This is a genomic window from Paenibacillus sp. FSL H3-0469, from assembly GCF_038051945.1.
Lineage (GTDB): Bacteria > Bacillota > Bacilli > Paenibacillales > Paenibacillaceae > Paenibacillus_AQ.
Map to the genome: position 1 here is coordinate 7,585,409 of NZ_CP150302.1, position 18,414 is coordinate 7,603,822.

An 18,414-nucleotide genomic window follows, 5' to 3' on the forward strand; every position below is an offset into this window, starting at 1 on the left:
ATATAAGGATTTATATGTTGCAGACGATAACTTATCCTTATATTTCTCGCTGAAACGATACCGTCCTTAAAAAAGACGGCAAAGCCGTTTCCGCTTGTGTATTATTATCCGGGGATTACGGGCGATAGACTATCCCACATTTGTGGGATTTCGGAGAGGAAGGAAGATGAACGAGGCGATACGAAGCATTGCGAAGCTTGATCCGGCACGGGGCGGGCCTGACCAGGATTCGATGCAGTACCGGGAAGCGGTGATTGCCAGGCTCCGCCGGCTGGTTCCCTTTAGTGCGGCCTGCTGTACGACCGTAGACCCGCATACGCTTTTAACGACCGGGGCAGTGACGGAGCAGGGACTGGAGGCGGTGCATTCCGTGCTGCTGGAATATGAATATCTGCGTGAGGATGAGATGAACTACGCGCAGCTGGCTATAGCGGACATTCCGGTAGTCAGCTTAAGCGGAGCTACAGGCGGGGAACCGGAGCGGAGCGAACGCTACCGCAAGGTGCTGCAGCCCGCCGGATTCGGGGATGAGCTGCGCGTGGCGCTGCGCACAGGCGGGGTCTGCTGGGGGTTCCTGACCCTGTTCCGGCCGCTGGGGCAACCGCCGTTCAAGGAGCACGAATGCGCCTTGATCGCGGCGGCGGGGCCGCTGATCGCTGAACGTCTGCGCAGCTATGCCTCTGCCCTGCCGGTGACCGCAGCGGATAAGGAAGTGCCGGAGGACAACGGTATCCTGGTGCTGGATGAGCATCTGTCTCCGCAAAGCTCCAATACTGCGGCGGAGAATTGGCTGGCCCGGCTCCGGCAGAAGGAGAAGCTGGCGGAGGAGGCGCTGCCCGGAACGGTACGCGCCGTCTGCCTGCGGGTACTTGCGGAGCAGGAGAAGAAGCCTGCCGGAGCTGAACCTTCACGGGCAAGAATCTGTCTCCAGACCGGAGACGCGACTTACTTGACCGTAACCGCAAGCCTGCTTGGCGGCCCGGAGCGGCTGCTGGCCGTGTCTTTCGTCAGCGCCCGCTCTGCGGATGTGTTCAGGCTGCTGGCCGAGGCCTTTGCCTTCACCGCGCGGGAGAAGCAGCTCGCCGAGATGCTGTCGCTGGGCTTATCGACCAAGGAGCTGGCCGAGTCGCTTCATATCTCTGCTTATACGGTGCAGGATCATCTGAAATCGATCTTCGCCAAAGCCGATGTATCCAGCCGCCGGGAGCTGATCAGCAGGCTGCTTCCGCGATAAGGGTAGAGAATCATTATTGTAGAACAAATAAGGGGAATCTCCAGCCAGGCGGCTGTGGAGATTCCCCTTGTTTCATGTCTGGGACCTTTACATAACTGGAACGGTTTCGCAACTGGCTGGAAGGAGCGCCCGAATGAACTCTTACTGGCGAAGTGTCTTCAGCGCGCCGCTCCAGGCCAAGACCTGATCCAGCATAGCATTGACGTTGGCGGCATGCAGGTCAGCCGGCTTGAACACCGAGCCGTTCTCGAAATCGGTGAACAGCGAGAGCAGCGGGTGAACACGAACGTCGGCAACGGACAATTCGCCGAGGATTCCGCGCAGATGCTCAGCGGCGCGGGCGCCTCCGGCGGAGCCGTAGCTGACGATCCCGGCAGCCTTGTTATTCCATTCTTCACGGGCAGAATCCAGTGCGTTCTTCAGTGCCCCGGAGAGACTGTGGTTATATTCCTGCACGATGAATACGAATCCGTCCAGCGTAGCCAGCTTAGCTGCCCAAGCCTGGGCTTCAGCGTAGCTGTCGCTTTCCCCAAACATCGGCAGCTTGAAGTCGGCAATATCTACGATTTCGTAATTGGCATCTCCGCGGGCGTCAGCAATTCCCTTCACCCATTGCCCTACCTGCGGGCTAACGCGGCCCTGGCGTGTGCTTCCAAGAATAATTCCGATATTAAGTGTTGTCATTGTAATTCCTCCTCGAATTTTGTTTTCCGTAATTTGTTTTGCTTGATATGTTTTTTATTATAGCTGATAACTTTAATAAAGCAAGTGAAATTTTGAAACCTAGTTAAATTTTTAGCTAAAAATTAAAACGGCCCACTTACATGCATTTTATGGGTATTAGAAATCAACTGATATGTTATTTTGCATAACATTGAATAGTTGATTTTAGGCTTGAATCCAAAATAATCAGCTGGATAATTGATTGTAATGATGAAATTAGCTTAAAATACACTCAACAAGTCAGTTATTCTGACATATAATTAAAGAATCTTATGTACCTATAATATATGGAGAGGTGGGCGCAGCCATGATAGAGGAAAAGAAACGGCAGACAGAGCTTGAACTCCCGCGTGATTGCACCTTCTCGCCTGAAGATTGGCGTATTCTGGCCCGGTACTGGTATCCGGTGGCTACGGCAGCAGAGGTACAGGATCAGCCGGTGGCGGTGAAGCTGCTGGATATGAAGCTGGTATGCTACCGCAGCGGAGGCAAGGTGGTTATTGCCCGGGATCTCTGTTTTCACCGGGGAGCCCCGCTGAGTAAGGGCTGGGTGGAGAACGGGGAGATTGTCTGCCCGTATCACGGGTTCCGCTATAACTGCGAGGGGAAATGTACTGCGGTACCGGCACATCCAAGCGCCAAAATCTCGCCCAAATTGAAACTGATTGTCTATCCGGCCATCGAACGCTACGGTCTGATCTGGACCTGCCTTGCAGATGAGCCGGAGCAGATTCCCGCCTTCCCGGCCTGGGATGATCCCGACTATATTAATATTCTGATCCCTAGCTTCGACATTGCCGGCTCCTCCGGGCGGCAGATGGAGGGCTTCCTGGATGTATCCCATTTCGCCTACGTGCATACGGCAACCTTCGGTGACCGCAATAATACAGAGGTCCCCCAGTACAAGGTGTGGCGCGAAGGGGAGACGGAGCTGGTGGCCGAATACTGGAGCACAGTCAGCAACTATGGCAAAGGGCAGGAGAATCCCGCGCCGGAAGGCTTCCAGTGGCTGCGGGAGTTCCGGGTATTCGCCCCGTTCGCCGCTTCGCTGACGGTCTATTTCCCGGATGAGGGCCGGCTGAAGATTCTGAACTGTGCTTCGCCGGTGTCGGCCCGTTATACCCGGCTGTTCTGCCCGATCTCGCGCAACTTCGACAAGAACGCCCCGATCGAGGATACCATCAAGTTCAATCTCCAGGTGTTCCAGGAGGATGCAGAAATGGTGGAGTCGCAGACGCCGGAGGATCTGCCGCTGGATCTGCAGGCTGAGGCCCACATTCCGGCAGACCGCACCTCCATTGCCTATAGACAGCTGCTAAGCAGCCTTGGGCTGGGGCAGAATTATACGTCCTGATTCATTATTTCAGTTACTTAGGTATTATTAACAGCACACGCCCGGCTGCCGAGATTAGGCTCTCTGCTGCCGGGCGTGTGCTGTTGTGTTGATTAGGTGGAAACTGCCTGCGTAACGGAGTGTTAGCGGCAGCAGCTAGACTGTATAATTTTCCAGCGAAAGGTCCCATCTTCCATCCACAAGCTCAATTCTGTGCAGGCTGGCATAGGAAGCCGGGAATTTACTGCCCCGGTTATTCCAGTCGATCCCTTTGATGATGTGATAGATGATATTTATAACACCGCCATGTGTAACAATAATTAGGTTATCATCAGGGCCGCTGTCCGCATGCTCTTCGCAGAGCCGGGTGAAGGCCTCTTGAATCCGGGTGAAGAATTCGAGCGGACTCTCTCCGCCGGGGTAACGCTCGTCCATCCGCAGTCCTGAGAAGTATAAGCCGGGGTACCGTTCATTCACGATTTCGTTCGGCATACCGGCGATCACGCCATTATTCATCTCCCGCCAGCCCATGCTGTGCTCCAAGGGTAACTCCAGTTCTCTGGCCAGCTCGCCGGCTGTATCCAGCGCCCGCTGGAGATCGCTGCTGACTATACGTTGTATAGGGAATGAAGCTGAATTCTCTCTCAAAAAACGGCCAAGCTTCTCGGCTTGTCTGTAACCCTGGGTATTCAGTCCCCGCTGGCTCCAGCCGCCGCGATATCCTTCGTCATCCTTGCCGTGTCTTACCAGATAAATCGCCAACTGCTCTTCGGCCTCCTGTTCTATGATGCGTTAGTATGATTCCTTAAAAGATTCCTTCAAGTAGGATACCCTGCTAAGTCTATCACTCACTTTCCAGAATGTTCAAGAACAGAAGTTACAATCGAAGCAACGCAGCATGACAATACCCGGACATAGCTTACTTGGAAGGTTCGGAAACTACTTGTGGGGCGGCACGAAGACAACACGCTGCTGACTGCCCGGCGGAGTCTTCCATACTTCTTCAATCTGAGATAGCGGATAAACGATAGGGTTCGCTGTGAGCTGACCCTCTGCAATGGCATGGATCAACGCCGGGAATTCCGCCAGATATCCGGCTGGCGTGACGGACCCCTGGCCGCTGCCGATGATCTGGAAGTTGGCAGAGCGGAGTGCAGCGGAAGGAATTGCAGCGTCCGCGCCAGCCATGGAACCGATCTGAATCCAGGTTAACAGCCGGCTGCGGTCGGAACGGCGGGTTAATATCGGGAGCATAGCGAGTGCAGCAGGCTCACCCCACAAATAGTCGAGCACGATATCCACTTCGGCTGAGGCTTCGCCGAGGTTCCGGGCCACAGTCCCGGGATCTCCGGCAAGCGATATGATTACATCCGCACCAAGCTGTGTAAGTGAACTGAGCCGTTGCGGGTTCCGCCCGGCGGCGATGATCTGACTGGCTCCCATAAGCTTGGCGATCTGAACGGCCATTTGCCCGGAGTTGCCGGTAGCGCCAAGAATGAGAACCTTGAACCCGGACTTAGCCTGAATCCGGCGGCTGAGAGTCACCCAGGAGGACATGGCCGGATTCATTGCGGCGGCGATGAGCACGGGATCAGCATCTGCGGGTAGCGGGACAGCGCGGCGAAGATCGATGAGGGTCTGGTCTGCGAACGACCCCAGGGCATTATCGGTGGCTACAAAATACACCAGCTTGCCATCCGGGAGCCGTCCGACGCCGTCAATACCGGGGATTAGCGGCAGTTCATCCGTACTTGTGTAGTGAGATCCATTGGCTTGTGCCCGGACCCGGAGATGCAATCCGGCAGCGAGCACATCCACCAAAGCTTCGTGTTCTCCTGAAGGTACGAGAGCAGCAATCTTTTCGTATTTCGGACCTGAATCGAATGATCTTACAATAGCAGCGTACATAAATAGGCCTCCAATTTACCAGGATATTTATATCCGGGTGAGTGATTTTGTTTGTGAAACAAACTAAAAAGTTTGTAATACAAACAATATAGTTTGTATTACGTACAATGTCAACGGCTACTGTGGTACAATAGGAGCAAACAAGTCTGAAATATACAAAAGTGCGGAGTGAAATCAATGAGCAGTTACGATAATTCTTTTGATAAGCTGGATGATCTCTCGATGGTAGACAGCCTTGTGCAGCTATCCTTCCTGGTGCAAAATATCCTTGCCCGAATAGGAACGGAGCATGATCTGTCGATTATCCAGATCCGTCTGCTGGGGATACTGCGCGACCGGGAGCCGGGTATGCTGCAGCTGGCCAAGCATCTGGGCCTCGATAAATCCAGCATTACAGGGCTCGTTGACCGGGCACAGCGCCGCGGGCTGGTAGAGCGTACCGTATCACAGATTGACCGGCGGGCATTCAATGTGAGGGCTACGGAGACAGGCTGGAAGATTATTCACGAGGTCGGGGAGCAGATCGAGCGTCAGATTATGGCGGTAACCGATAGTCTTACCGGGGAGGAGCAGGCGCAGATGATTGCCCTGGCCAGCAAGATTCTGGTCACTGCTCCAGGGGTGAGCCGCTGATAAACGGTAGGGTTCTTGACGATGAAGCACATAGGAGGGATTTCCATGGACCAGGAACTGATGGATGAACTGGCGTCTCAATTCAGGAATTCGCTGAAGGTGCTGAACGCGGCCGGTGCCGAGACCCGGCAAGCCATCCTGATGGCCTTGCTGCAAGGGCCGCAAGATCCGGGTATGCGTGTAGGCGAGATAAGAGGGGCCACCCACTTTTCCCGTCCGGTCGTGTCCCATCATCTTAGAATCTTGATAGAGGCCGGAATTGTTAGCGTCCGCAAAGACGGCACCCGCAACTATTACCGGCTGGACTCTGGAAGCAAGCTGATGGTGCTCAAAAGCTTGGTGAACGGGCTGGAGAAGGTTCTGGCACAATGCGAACAAAGCAGCGATTCTCCTGTTAGGGAAGAACTGCTGCTTGAGGACTAAGCTATTACTAATCTGAACTATTAAGGTGTCTTGGTCCGCTCCGCCAGTGCAATAATGGACTTCTTATCCTGCTCGGTCAGCAGTGCCAGGAAGTGCTTGCGTATGGCCGTAGAGACTACCGGAAGTGCCTCATCCAGAATGGACCGGCCGGCGGGAGTAATGTTAATCTGTACACCCCGGTCGGTATCCAGCGGTTTTCTTTGTACCAGACCACGCTTCTCCATCCGTGTCAGATGATGGGATAGCCTGCTCTTGTCCCAGTCCATGGAGTCGGCTAGCTCCTGTTGGCGAAGCTTGCCCTCCCCGAACTGCACCAGCCTGTCTAATACTCCGAAGTCACCCTCGGATAATCCTGTTTGCTCAGACATATCCTTCACAACACGGCCGAAGATTCGTTTGTAGGAGCCTTTCCACATATTCCAAATCCGCATTTCTTCTTCGTTTAATTCGTTCATATTATCCATAGAAGAATCATATCATGGTTGACGTATCAACCACAAGGTGTTACTGTGTATTTATAAGTTGACATGTCAACCAAAGGAGAGATGTATTGTTTTGGTTGATATGTCAACCTATATCAGATATGAAGGGGTGTTTTTATTCTATGGAATATGTGAAGCTTGGAGTAAGCGGATTGGATATATCAAGGTTAAGTCTGGGAACTATGGGCTTCGGTGTGCCGGAACGCGGCAATACGCCCTGGTTGCTGGATGAAGAGAGCAGCAGACCGATCATTAGAAGAGCAGTCGAATTAGGCATTAACTTCTTCAGTACAGCCAATATGTATTCAGATGGCACCAGTGAAGAAATACTAGGACGCGCAATCAAGGATTTTGCCCGCCGGGAAGAAGTTGTGCTGGCCACGAAGGTGTTCGTCCCCATGCGGAAGGGTCCGAATGCGATGGGTCTCTCCCGTAAAACCATAATGACCGAGATTGACCACAGCCTAAGACGGCTCGGAACAGACTACATTGACCTCTATCAAATTCACCGTTATGATCCGAATACGCCCATTGAGGAGACGATGGAGGCTCTGCATGATATCGTGAAGGCGGGGAAGGCGCGTTATATTGGAGCATCTTCTATGCTGGCATGGCAATTTGCGAAGGCCCAGCATGCCGCAGAACGAAATGGCTGGACCCGGTTCATCTCGATGGAGAATAGGCTGAACTTGCTCTACCGGGAAGAGGAGAGGGAGATGCTCCCGCTGTGTAAGGATCAAGGAGTGGGCATTACTCCTTATTTGCCACTGGCTGCAGGCCGCTTAACCAGAGATTGGGATCAGTTCACTGAACGTTCAGAGAAGGACCAGGTTGCCAAGGCGATGTTCGCAAGAACGGAAGAGGCGGACCGCAAAGTTGCACACAGAGTAGCAGAAGTTGCTGCTAACCGGGGGATTTCGCGCGCACAAATCGCTCTGGCCTGGCTGCTGCACAAGCAAGAGGTTACTGCTCCGGTCATCGGGTCTACCCGGATCAGCCATCTGGAAGAAGCAGTAGCGTCACTATCTGTGCAATTGACACCTGAAGAAATCATCAGCCTGGAAGAACTTTATATTCCTCATTCATTACAATAAACCATACGGATCTATGAGCGGACACTCTAGCGGTGTCCGTTTCTCGTTGAAGTTAGAAATAATGACTTCGTCTGTTGTGGCAGAAGGATATCCGTTAATTAAGCCATCTTGTTCCATACAAACCTATTATGCTATAATTACTTACCGACAGACAGTCGGTCGGTAAATCAGCTATGATAAGCATATTTCCAAGCACAGGCAGAACAATCCAAGCTTCACCATAAGGAGACATGACCATGAGAGTTGTCAAAGAAGCGGAAGCCCGCAGAAATGAGATTCTGGATGCAGCCGGGGAGCTGTTCGGACAGAAGGGCTTCGACGGTACGAGCACTGGCGATATTCTGGGCAAGGTCGGCATTGCACGCGGGACGCTATATTATCACTTCAAGTCGAAGGAGGATATTATGGACGCGCTGATTGAGCGGACGAATGCCACTATCCTTCATGCCGCACAGCAGGTTGCTGAAGATAAGAGCATACCCGTCATTGACCGGATTCTCCGTGTAGTCATGGCGCTGAACATCAGCAGCGGAGACGGCAGCAGCACCGGGATCATGGAGCATATCCACAAGCCGCAGAATGCGCTGATGCATCAAAAGGTTCAGAAGGCGGTCATCCGCAGCGTTCCGCCCATTCTGGCCTCCATCATCAGCGAGGGAATAGAGCAGGGGATATTCAGTACTCCCTATCCGTATGAATGTATGGAGATGGTTGTAGTCTATGCCACCACCATTTTTGATAATGACATGGTTGACATGACGGAGGAAGAGCGGATGTTACGCATTCTGGCCTTCATTGCCAATGTGGAACGGCTGCTTGGTGCTGCGGGCGGAAGTCTGATGAGTGTGATGCAGATGTTCGGCGGCGCAGGTGAAGCCAATGTGGAGCATAGGGATGAATAGCTCCGGCACAGGGTTCGGCAGATTTCTGTTTCTGTGGTCAGGGCAACTGATCTCAGCCATCGGCAGCGGGCTCACCGCGTTCGGGCTGGGGATCTATACCTTACAGCAGACCGGGCAGGCATCGGCGATGGCGCTGGTGACCCTGCTGGCATTCATGCCTTCCCTGCTGCTAAGTCCTGTCGCAGGCGTGCTGGCGGACCGCTATGACCGCAGGCTGCTGATGGTAATTGGAGACAGTCTATCTGCCTTAGGTCTGATCTATATTCTGGTCTGCCTGCTGAATGGAGAAGCGCAGCTGTGGCAGATATGCTTAGGCGTGACCGTCAGCTCGGTGTTCTCCTCTCTGCTTGATCCCGCCTATAAGGCTACGGTAACGGATCTGCTCACCGAAGAGCAGTATACGAAGGCCAGCGGTTTTGTACAGATTGCCGGCTCCGCCAAATATCTGATTTCGCCGCTTATTGCCGGGCTGCTGCTGACAGTGTCTGATGTGAAGCTGCTGCTGATCATCGACATCTGTACATTTTTCTTAACCGTACCGACTACCCTTGCCGTCCGCAGCGGTCTGGCCTCCAAGCAGGCGGAACAGGCACAGGCCTTTATCCGGGAATTCAAAGAAGGCTGGCGAGCGGTCTCCGGGAACCGTGGGGTGCTGGTGCTGGTGATTATGACCTCGGTCATGACCTTCTTCATCGGATTCATTGAGACCTTGTCCATGCCGATGATTCTGGCGTTCTCCAGCAGTGCGGTCTTGGGGACGCTGGAGACGGTCATGGCCTCGGGAATGCTGGTGTCGAGTGTCGTGATAGGGATGCTGCGGATACAAAAGAATTTCGTGCGCATGCTGGCAGTGTCGCTTTTTTGCTCAGGAATCAGTATCGCGGTCTTCGGTCTGCGTGAGAATATTGTGCTGATTGGCGCTGCGGGGTTTATGTTTTTTGCCATGCTGCCCTTCACGAATACTGCCCTGGATTATCTGGTCCGCACCAATATCGATAATTCGGTTCAGGGTAGAGCCTGGTCACTGATCGGACTGCTCTCACAGCTCGGATTCGTGGCGGCCTATATGCTGGCGGGTGTGCTGGCAGATTACGTATTTACTCCATTGCTGGTGAGCGGCGGAGTCCTGGCGGATAGTGTGGGACGGATTATCGGCACAGGCAGCGGGCGGGGGATGGGACTTCTCATTATTATTGCCGGGCTGCTGTTAAGCGCCGCTTCGGTCATGATCTATCGGCTTAAATCCATTACAAGTCTTGAGAGCAGGGGGTAAGCTATGTTTTACCGAATAATCCGCAGCGATATCCGCACAAGCAAGGGAATCACGCTGACGACTATGCTGTTCGTAGCTGCCGCAGCCATGCTCGTCTCTCTGTCAGCCATTCTGGTCGTCAACCTGACAGGGGCCATTGATCATCTGATGACACAGGCGAAGACGCCGCATTTTCTGCAGATGCATTCCGGACAGCTGAATCAAGCCCGGCTCACGGCCTTCGCAGAGCAGAACAGCAAGGTTGAGGATCACCAGGTGCTTGAGTTCCTCAACATAGAAGGCGCGAAGATTGGTATGGACGGCCATACGCTTATTGACAGTGTCCAGGATAACGGCTTCAGCACACAGAGCAGGAAGTTTGATTATCTGCTTGATCTGGACGGGAAGGTGATTGATGTACGGGGCGGCGAGGTGTATGTCCCGATCAGTTATATGAAGGATGGCTCCATCAAGGCCGGAGGGACGGTTACCGTGGGTGACACAAGCCTCACCGTAGCGGGGTTCCTGCGGGATTCACAGATGAACTCGCTGCTCGCTTCGTCGAAGCGGTTCCTCGTCAGCCCGGCGGATTATGCAGAGCTGGCGCAGTACGGAACCACGGAATATCTGATTGAGTTCAGGCTGAAGAACCTGTCGATGCTGGGGGCCTTTGAGACCGACTATACCGCAGCGGGACTTGAGGGGAACGGCCCGGTGATTACATATCCCCTGTTCAGAGTGCTTAATGCGATTTCTGACGGGCTGATGATTGCGGTGATCCTGCTGGCGAGCGTTTTGGTCGTTATTATTGCTTTTCTATGTATACGGTTCACCCTTATGGCTACCATCGAGAGCGATTACCGGGAGATTGGTGTTATGAAGGCCATCGGCCTGCGCGTCTCGGATCTGAAAAGAATCTATCTGGCCAAATACGCAGCGATAGCCGCTCTGGGCAGCCTCCTTGGCCTCACGTTATCATTCATCTTCAGAGGTCTGCTCCTTGAGAATATCAGGCTGTATATGGGCGAAAGTGCGCATCCGGCGCTTGCCCTAGCCTGCGGTGTCCTTGGTGTAGTGCTTGTATTCCTTACTATTGTTGTCTATGTGAACAGGGTGCTGAAGCGTTTCCGCAGGATTTCGGCGGTCGAAGCCATCCGTTATGGCACATCCCAGGAGACCCGGATGGGCTCCAGACGTTTCACCTTGAGCGGCAACCGGCTGCTGAACACGAATGTCTATCTGGGGGTTAAGGATGTTGTGTCCAGAAAAGGTCTATACGCAACCATGCTTGCGGTGCTCGTCATCTCTTCCTTCCTGATGATTGTGCCCCAGAATCTCTATCATACGATTTCCTCCCGGGGCTTCATTACATATATGGGCATCGGTGACAGTGATTTGCGCATGGATATCCAGCAGACTGACCATATTGCTGAGAAGGCCGCAGAGGTTGTGCGGGTCATGGACGAGGATCAGTCGGTATCCCGCTATGCTGTGCTTACCACCCGGGCGCTTAACGTACAGCTCGATCATGGAGCCGGGGAACGGTTAAAGGTTGAGCTGGGAGACCATTCTATTTTCCCGGTGGCCTATTCGGAAGGGCGGAGACCGGAGGCAGCGGATGAAATCGCCCTGTCTGCCGTCAATGCGAAAGATCTGGGCAAAAAGCCCGGGGATTCCCTCGTCCTTCTGCTTGACGGAGAACCGCAGACGCTTACGGTAAGCGGAATTTATTCCGATGTGACCAACGGCGGTAAAACGGCCAAGGCCGTATTCACTACACGATCAGCAGAGGCGATGTGGTCTGTCATCTATGCAGAGCTGGCAGATAAGTCGCTGGTGGGCAGCACAGTCTCCGAATATGCCCGGCAGTTCAGTTATGCCAAGGTGTCAGGGATTGATGAATATGTGACACAGACCTTCGGCTCCACCATCCGTTCAGTCGGTAAGGCCGCATGGGCTGCTCTGGCCGTAATGCTGGTCCTTAATGTACTGATTACCCTGCTGTTTATGCGTATGCTTGTAGCTAAGGACCGTTATCCTATTGCTGTCATGAAATCCATGGGCTTCCGGAATTCGGATCTGACGGTACAGTATTATACGCGTTCTATATTTGTACTTGTGATCGGGATGGTGCTGGGAACCCTGCTGGCGAACACCCTGGGGCAGATTCTTGCAGGGGCTGTGATCTCCTCCTTCGGGGCATCGTCCTTCAAGTTCGTGGTCCATCCGCTCTCCGCGTATCTGCTGTGTCCGCTGCTAATGACCGGTTCTGTACTCATCGGGGCGGTTACCGGAACCTCGGGCATCGGCCGCATTCAAATATCCGGCAATATTAAGGAGTAGATCAGGAAGATGAAGAAGATTATTTCGGGTCAAAATATAACCAAACAATATGGCACCGGCGCGGAGCAGCGCAAGGTGCTGGACGGAGTATCTGTCGATATTCACGAAGGTGAATTCGTCTCGGTGATGGGACCCTCAGGCTCAGGGAAATCCACGCTGATGTTTGCACTGAGCGGAATGGACCGGATCGACTGGGGCCTGGTTGCTTTTGAGGGCAGGGATCTGGGAACACTGGAGGGCGATGAGCTTGCGGATCTACGCAGAACGGAGATGGGCTTCGTATTCCAGCAGCCGACGCTGATGAAGAATCTGAACATCCTGGATAATATTATTCTGCCGTCGATGCGCGGTAACCGGCGGAAGGTTGCGGCCATTACAGATAAGGCGCAGCAGCTTATGCACAAGGCAGGGATTGCGGAGCTGGCGAAGCGTAATATTACGGAGGCTTCGGGCGGACAGCTGCAACGGGCGGGCATTTGCCGCGCGCTGATGGGCAGTCCGCGCATTATTTTCGGGGATGAGCCGACCGGTGCACTGAATCTGAAGGCTGCCGAGGAGATCATGGACCTGCTGTCCGGGATCAATGAAGAAGGTACGGCAATCATGCTGGTCACCCATGATGCCACCGTGGCGGCCAGGACGCAGCGGATTATGTTCATGTGCGACGGCCGGATCGTCGATGAGCTGCGCCTGCCGAAATACAGCGGAGGGACGCTTGAGCCCCGCATGAACTTAATCACGGCGAAAATGCGTGAGATTGGGATTTAATAGAAATAAAATAATTGAGTTCAGCATGTCCTCTAAAGCTGCAAAATTACTGATAAAAAACATTACTGAGCACCTAAATGCTTAGTAATGTTTTTTATATAATAAAATGTAATTAAATTGATATTAAAGGTTTTGAATTTCAGGACTTTATTCAATATCCGTTTGACGTTAAAACAAATATAGGTTTAGGAAATTTGGAAGAGGTAAACAATCTGAACAAAATTTAGGCAGATTCATATGAAAAAGAATCTTTTCAGGAGATTCACGAAAAAGTCACAATATGATTCCATTTTTTTACGGGTATATCAGTTATACATAATAAGGAGAGGAGGGAACTTGGTGGATGAGGTGGAGTGGATCCGAAGAATACAGGAGGGGGAGACGCAGTATCTTACACCGCTGATCGAGCATTACTACCCGGGGATTCAGAAGTACTGCTACTACAGGGTCCGAAGTGAGGAAGAAGCAAAAGATCTGACTCAGGAAACCTTCTATCGATTCTGCAGAAGTGTTGACAAGTACAGGCATGCGGGAAAATGTCTTGCCTATTTATACACAATCGCCCGGAATCTTTGTAATGATTACCTGCAAAAACGCCGCTCATTGTCTTGGGAGCAAGTGCAGGAAACAGAAAAAGTATATACACGGCAAACCTCTTCTATTGAAGAGCAAGTGGAAGGAGCGCAACTGGTGACTGAATTGCTTCTGCTGCTGCCTGAAGAACAGAGGGAAATGGTCTTTATGCGATACTGTCTGGATATGACCTTCCGTGACATTGCCCGTGTTACCGGAGTTAACGTATGTATGGTCCAATATCGGGTGAATCGCGGACTAGTTGTATTTAGAAACTATTTAGAAGGGAGTGAAATTGTTGAAAAAAAAACAGCGGAATTTCATCACAACTACACTAAGAAATTACCCTTCATTTCCCGTTGATCATGAGAGCATAGAACAAACGATTTATAGATCTAATAAGTTGCTGCCTCAAATACAGGTGACTCGAAGGGCCTCATTACCAGAGTTTTATAAGGCTCAACTTACTTTTATCAGTTGGAAAGTGTGGATTCTACAATTGTTAATCGTTGCTGGAATGGGTGTACTTCTATATCAATTTATTAATCGACCTCACAGAGATATTGAAGTTGTCATGTTGGCTTCTATTGCTGCCCCATTATTAGTGATTACGGGTTTACAGACACTGACCCGATCTTTGACTTGTCATATGATAGAGATTGAATTAAGCACCTGGCGGAGGCTGGAGAAGCTGACACTGGTGCGCATGAGTCTGCTTGGCATTGCGGATCTAATCGGTCTGATCATTTTGGCCATTCTCTTGAACGCTTGGATAGAGATGGAGATTGTGAGCCTCCTGCTATATTTGCTGGTACCGTTCAATGTGTCATGTCTTGGATCTCTTTGGTTAATGAACCGAGTTCGTAACACAAATTGTGGATATTACTGTCTGGCATATTGCGGACTGTTGATCATAGTACAGGTTATTTGTTCATTTACTCCTCCATTATCCTTATTTCTTTCATCAGCAACCGGATCTTGGCAGATATTACTAGTGCTTTCTTTGGGCGGGATTGTCTATGAGACTCGAGGGATAAGCAGGAACTTCAAAAGTCTGGAAACAGCCGTGAAAATACATTATTAAGTTTATAGTAGACAGATCAATTGTGATTATAAGGAGAAGTGTGGAATGCTTGAACTTAAATTAAATCAAGTGAGCAAGCAATTTTCTGCCAAAAGAGCGGTAAACGGGATCTCAATTCAGCTTTCTAATGGTGTCTATGGCCTACTGGGAGCAAATGGTGCAGGAAAAACAACACTGCTACGAATGATCTGCGGAGTCCTGAACCCTACATCAGGTACGATCCAGATGAATAAAGAAGATATCAGTGACATGGGGGAGCGCTATCGTGACTTGCTTGGCTATCTGCCCCAAGACTTCGGTTATTATCCTGATTTCAGTGCAGAGGAGTTTCTGTGGTATGTTGGATCACTAAAGGGATTGACTTTGGCGGCATCAAAAGGGAAAGCACGGGATTTACTGGGCACAGTTGCTCTAGAAGATGTGGCTCGGAAGAAAATTCGTACCTTTTCTGGAGGAATGAAGCAGCGGCTGGGTATTGCACAGGCTCTTCTTAATGATCCCCGCATTCTGGTACTGGACGAGCCCACGGCAGGTCTTGATCCTAAAGAACGGGTCCGTTTCCGTAATTTAATTGCTGATCTGGCCAGGGATAAAATAGTAATTATGTCAACTCATATTGTATCCGATGTGGAATATATTGCAGATCAAATTCTCGTGATGAAAAAAGGAGAGTTGATTGCGAGCGGAACGGTCGATCAACTGACAACAACGATGAACGGCTATGTATGGACTTGTCATGTCCCGCTTCGGAATGCTGAGGAATGGAATGCCCGTTATTGCGTGAGTAATTTACGCCATGAAGGGGACCAGGTGGAATTGAGAATTGTGTCGGCAGATCAACCGAATGAGACGGCGGTAGCAGTCGTACCCTCATTGGAGGACTTCTATTTATATCATTTCCAGGATGAAGAAGCTGTCACGGCTAAGGGAAAATAGGAGGTATGATCCATGGATATACTGACGCGGTTCGAACTGCGAAAGATTATTCGACGAAAATCATTTTACATAGGAATTTTAGTTTTGGTAGCAGTAGCGATATTATTATCTGTTTTATTAGTAACAAATATTCAAATGACAGGTAAAGAGGCGAAATTCTTGAATGGAGTAGCAGCCATTCAACTAGAGAGAGAGTACAATCGGCAGCTTGCCGGTCCGTTAACTATAGCAGCAATGGAGGCCGCTGTAAGAAGGCATCAAGACTTACTCCATGATCCTAGTAATCTGGATGAGAAGGGGGAGATGACTGTCGAAGCAAATGCAAAATACGATACTAGGGATAATCAAATTCAATTTTTAATAATGGATGCCTTTTCTCCTGCAGGTGAACACGATTATGATTTAATCGACAAAATCAATCCTGAAGAAATGAAGGATTTTTATCAGAAACGGCTGGAAAAGGTCCAGGTGTTTTTAAATAACAATGATTCTGATAACAACTATACTGATAAGGAAAAAGCTTACTTTATTAAAATGGACGAGCAAATTCCAGTGCCTTTTCAGATGGACTATGTTACTGGCTGGGAAAATGTATTCGAGAATTTACCGAGTCTCTTTCTAGTTATTGCTTTTGTTATTGCGCTTAGCCTTGCAGCGGTTTTTGCTGGGGAGTATCAGAGAGGAACGGATGCTATAGTTCTATCTACCCGTTATGGTAGAAGCAAAGCCATTGTTGCTAAATTAAAAGCAAGCTTTATAGTTTCTACAGGATTAATTATTTTTTCAATTGCAATATATACTTTCCTGATACTCGGGGTGTTTGGATTTGATGGTTCAGGCGCCCATGTACAAATGATCAAGTTTTTGGCCCCTGTTCCCTACACTGTTATTGAGACCTACCTGTGGACGGTACTGATCGGCAGTCTGGCATGTCTTATGGCAGGAGCCTTGACACTTTGGTTCTCCAGCCGGATGAGCAATTCATTCTCAGTTATTGTAGCAGCCGGAGTCCTGCTTGTAGGTACTCAGTTTATCCCCGATAGCAAAAATAGTCGTCTATTAGGCTATCTGACAGATCTGCTTCCCGGAAATATGTTTGACAGCTTTAGAAAGATAACGGGTTATGAAATATTTAATATCGGGGGACAGTTGATTCCAACGTATAAAATAATGGTTGTGTTCTCGATAATTGCTATAGCACTTCTGATACCTTTTACTTATCGAGCATTCAAAAAGCATCAGGTTGTATAGGGGGCATGACTCATGAACACGCTAACCCGTTTTGAAATACGTAAAATAATTAGAAGTAAATTATTTTATGTCGCCATTGGGCTTGTGACGGCTGTTGTCTTGCTTTTGGTCAACATGAGGTTTACAGGGGCATACATAACAGATCCAGAGGGGAAAGAAATTAAAGGTTTTGCAGCCATCTCTCTGGAAAGACAATATGCGCGTCAGCAAGCCGGACCCTTATCAACGGAAAAAATAGCAAATGCAATTGAACGCCATAATAAAGTTTTGCTTGATCCGAAAAATATTGATGCTAATGGGAATTTAAATAATCAGGCTTATGCTATATACGAAGTTCCGGATGAACAGATCAATACGTTGATACGGTATGCCTTTTCACCATTAAGTCAGTTCGATTATTCTGTAATGAATAGATTACATGAAGATGAAGCAAAGAGATTTTATGAGAAGCGGATGGAAAAAATCAATGGATATTTAGATTACGATTATTCTTATGGTAATTATTCAGATAGGGAGAAAACTTTTTTTAATGCAATGAACGAAAAACTCCGCGTTCCCTTTCAGATGGATTATGTTACCGGATGGGAGAAGGTGTTTCAAAACCTTCAAAATCTCTTTTTAGTGATTGCTTTAGCCATCGGGATATGTCTCGCTCCAATCTTTGCTGGGGAATATCAGCGGGGCACCGATGCAATAATATTGTCTACCCGCTATGGCAGGAATAAGGTGATTACTGCCAAACTTAAGGCGGGCTTTATCTTATCTTTAGGTTTACTATTCTTAGCACTCATGCTATACACGCTTCTTCTTCTGGGGATATTTGGTTTTGAGGGCGCGGGAGCCAATTTACAGATCATTGATCTTTTAGCTCCCGTCCCCTATACGGTAATCCAAGCATATCTGTGGACGATCTTGATTGGTAGTTTAGGCTGTCTGATAGTAGGAGCATTGACGTTATGGCTGTCTAGCAGGTTGAATAGCCCCTTTTCAGTTATTATTGTGATTGGTATTTTTTTAATTGGTCCATTCTTTATTCCTGCAAGCAAGAGCAGCCGTTTGTTTAATCAACTGATGGATTTATTTCCGGCTAATATGTTTAATGGTTTCAAAAAAATCACTTCTTATGAAGTGATTGATCTATTCGGTGCATTAATTCTAGAGTATAAGTTCATCACAGGCTTTGCTATTATAGTAATAGCCTTGCTGCTTCCGCTTACTTTTAGGGCATTTAAGAAGCATCAGGTGGCCTGATTAAGAATAAAGCGTACTTTATGTATTATTTTAATCAGCTTGCAGACTGCCAATAAATGAATAAAAATAACTTTTAAAAAAGACGGAGACTTTCGCAGGGTTGAAGTCTTCTTTTTTGTGTTATATAGAAGCGCAGCAGAATGTAAACTAGGTGCCAAGCGCTTGAGCCCCGCATGAACTTAATCACGGCGAAAATGCGGGAGATTGGGATTTAATAGAAATGA

At 49.7% G+C, this 18,414-nt stretch carries 18 protein-coding genes; 14 read left to right on the forward strand and 4 right to left on the reverse strand.

Features of this window, described 5'->3' with window-relative positions:
* The first annotated feature begins 166 nt into the window (after positions 1-166).
* Positions 167-1,234, forward strand: a complete 1,068-nt coding sequence (locus tag NSS83_RS32745; RefSeq protein WP_341347362.1) for a LuxR C-terminal-related transcriptional regulator — start codon at positions 167-169, stop codon at positions 1,232-1,234.
* Positions 1,235-1,375: 141 nt separating this feature from the next.
* On the opposite strand, the gene NSS83_RS32750 is transcribed toward NSS83_RS32745, so the two are convergent.
* Complete coding sequence (locus NSS83_RS32750; RefSeq protein ID WP_341186501.1) at positions 1,376-1,918, reverse strand: NAD(P)H-dependent oxidoreductase; 543 nt, start codon at positions 1,916-1,918, stop codon at positions 1,376-1,378.
* A gap of 346 nt (positions 1,919-2,264) precedes the next feature.
* Here NSS83_RS32750 and NSS83_RS32755 point away from each other — a divergent pair, with 346 nt between their 5' ends.
* The gene (locus tag NSS83_RS32755) at positions 2,265-3,311 is read left to right on the forward strand and encodes an aromatic ring-hydroxylating dioxygenase subunit alpha (RefSeq protein ID WP_341186500.1); all 1,047 of its coding nucleotides are present in this window, start codon (positions 2,265-2,267) and stop codon (positions 3,309-3,311) included.
* Positions 3,312-3,446: 135 nt separating this feature from the next.
* Here the strand turns inward: NSS83_RS32755 and NSS83_RS32760 are convergent, their stop codons facing one another.
* Entirely contained in the window at positions 3,447-4,052 is a 606-nt protein-coding gene (locus tag NSS83_RS32760; protein WP_341347363.1) for a histidine phosphatase family protein, read from the reverse strand.
* A 177-nt stretch (positions 4,053-4,229) separates the two neighbouring features.
* Positions 4,230-5,198 (reverse strand): zinc-binding alcohol dehydrogenase family protein, encoded by a 969-nt coding sequence (locus NSS83_RS32765; RefSeq protein WP_341347364.1) that lies wholly within the window; start codon positions 5,196-5,198, stop codon positions 4,230-4,232.
* Positions 5,199-5,375: 177 nt separating this feature from the next.
* Between NSS83_RS32765 and NSS83_RS32770 the strand changes: the two genes are divergently transcribed.
* The gene (locus NSS83_RS32770; protein ID WP_341186497.1) at positions 5,376-5,831 is read left to right on the forward strand and encodes a MarR family transcriptional regulator; all 456 of its coding nucleotides are present in this window, start codon (positions 5,376-5,378) and stop codon (positions 5,829-5,831) included.
* Positions 5,832-5,876: 45 nt separating this feature from the next.
* Positions 5,877-6,254 carry a metalloregulator ArsR/SmtB family transcription factor gene (locus NSS83_RS32775; protein WP_341186496.1) on the forward strand — a complete coding sequence of 126 codons (378 nt, stop codon included), beginning with the start codon at positions 5,877-5,879 and terminating at the stop codon, positions 6,252-6,254.
* Between the two features lie 20 nt (positions 6,255-6,274).
* Here the strand turns inward: NSS83_RS32775 and NSS83_RS32780 are convergent, their stop codons facing one another.
* Positions 6,275-6,718, reverse strand: coding sequence for a MarR family transcriptional regulator (locus NSS83_RS32780; protein ID WP_076154525.1), 444 nt, complete (start codon positions 6,716-6,718; stop codon positions 6,275-6,277).
* A 140-nt stretch (positions 6,719-6,858) separates the two neighbouring features.
* Between NSS83_RS32780 and NSS83_RS32785 the strand changes: the two genes are divergently transcribed.
* The 10 genes from NSS83_RS32785 (at position 6,859) to NSS83_RS32830 (ending at position 18,190) form a co-directional block, all read left to right on the forward strand.
* Positions 6,859-7,830, forward strand: a complete 972-nt coding sequence (locus NSS83_RS32785) for an aldo/keto reductase (protein WP_341347365.1) — start codon at positions 6,859-6,861, stop codon at positions 7,828-7,830.
* Between the two features lie 236 nt (positions 7,831-8,066).
* Positions 8,067-8,732, forward strand: a complete 666-nt coding sequence (locus NSS83_RS32790) for a TetR/AcrR family transcriptional regulator (RefSeq protein WP_341347366.1) — start codon at positions 8,067-8,069, stop codon at positions 8,730-8,732.
* Positions 8,725-10,005: an MFS transporter gene (locus NSS83_RS32795; RefSeq protein ID WP_341186492.1), complete on the forward strand. Its 1,281-nt coding sequence runs from the start codon at positions 8,725-8,727 to the stop codon at positions 10,003-10,005. Before NSS83_RS32790 ends, NSS83_RS32795 begins: the two co-directional genes overlap by 8 nt.
* 3 nt (positions 10,006-10,008) lie before the next feature.
* Positions 10,009-12,327: an ABC transporter permease gene (locus NSS83_RS32800; protein ID WP_341347367.1), complete on the forward strand. Its 2,319-nt coding sequence runs from the start codon at positions 10,009-10,011 to the stop codon at positions 12,325-12,327.
* A 9-nt stretch (positions 12,328-12,336) separates the two neighbouring features.
* Positions 12,337-13,095, forward strand: a complete 759-nt coding sequence (locus NSS83_RS32805) for an ABC transporter ATP-binding protein (RefSeq protein WP_341347368.1) — start codon at positions 12,337-12,339, stop codon at positions 13,093-13,095.
* 339 nt (positions 13,096-13,434) lie between these two features.
* Positions 13,435-14,031 carry a sigma-70 family RNA polymerase sigma factor gene (locus tag NSS83_RS32810; protein ID WP_341347369.1) on the forward strand — a complete coding sequence of 199 codons (597 nt, stop codon included), beginning with the start codon at positions 13,435-13,437 and terminating at the stop codon, positions 14,029-14,031.
* On the forward strand, positions 13,967-14,752 hold the full coding sequence (locus NSS83_RS32815) for a hypothetical protein (RefSeq protein ID WP_341347370.1): 786 nt from the start codon (positions 13,967-13,969) through the stop codon (positions 14,750-14,752). The genes NSS83_RS32810 and NSS83_RS32815 overlap by 65 nt, the downstream gene beginning before the upstream one ends.
* Positions 14,753-14,797: 45 nt before the next feature.
* Complete coding sequence (locus NSS83_RS32820; RefSeq protein ID WP_341347371.1) at positions 14,798-15,688, forward strand: ABC transporter ATP-binding protein; 891 nt, start codon at positions 14,798-14,800, stop codon at positions 15,686-15,688.
* A 12-nt stretch (positions 15,689-15,700) separates the two neighbouring features.
* On the forward strand, positions 15,701-16,939 hold the full coding sequence (locus tag NSS83_RS32825) for an ABC transporter permease subunit (RefSeq protein ID WP_341347372.1): 1,239 nt from the start codon (positions 15,701-15,703) through the stop codon (positions 16,937-16,939).
* Between the two features lie 12 nt (positions 16,940-16,951).
* Positions 16,952-18,190 (forward strand): ABC transporter permease subunit, encoded by a 1,239-nt coding sequence (locus tag NSS83_RS32830; protein ID WP_341347373.1) that lies wholly within the window; start codon positions 16,952-16,954, stop codon positions 18,188-18,190.
* Positions 18,191-18,414: the final 224 nt, after the last annotated feature.